The sequence below is a fragment of the Microbacterium sp. MEC084 genome (assembly GCF_004514465.2).
Lineage (GTDB): Bacteria > Actinomycetota > Actinomycetes > Actinomycetales > Microbacteriaceae > Microbacterium.
On the sequence record NZ_MYFP02000063.1, the window covers coordinates 1 to 528 of the forward strand.

General features: G+C 67.4%; 1 protein-coding gene. It reads right to left on the reverse strand.

Annotated elements, in window-relative coordinates:
* Positions 1-528 (reverse strand): IS3 family transposase (locus B5M43_RS15485; protein WP_230668301.1); only part of this gene is annotated, 528 nt, incomplete at both ends.

The following is a 528-nucleotide window of genomic DNA, read 5'->3' on the forward strand; positions in this document are numbered from 1 at the left end:
GACGTTCCAGCCCACGATCTTGCGCGAGTACACGTCGGTGACGAACGCCACATACGCGAACCCCGCCCAGGTGGCCACATACGTGATGTCCGCGACCCAGAGCCTGCGCGGCGCGTCTGCGCGGAACCGTCGTTGGACGAGGTCCCGCGGCAGGGATTGCGCCTTGTCGGGCCTGGTCGTGAACGCCTTCTTCGACTTGCGAACCCCACGCACTCCCGCGAGGCGCATGAGGCGTTCGGTCTGGTCTCGCCCGATGCCCCATCCCTGACGTTTCAGGAGGGCATGCATCTTCCGCCGCCCGTAGACGCCGTAGTTCTCCGCATSCAGCCGGGCGACCTCGGGCACCAGCAGCTCGTCCCGCAGCTGCCGGGCGGAGACGACGCGGGTCTTCGCGGCGCGATACCCGCGGGACGTGATGAAACCCTGCACTGCCGGGCGCAGCGTCCGGCAGATGAGCTCGACCCCGAACCGCTCTCGATATTCGTCGATGAAGCGGATCATCTCGGTCAGGGCCGGTCGAGCTCCTTC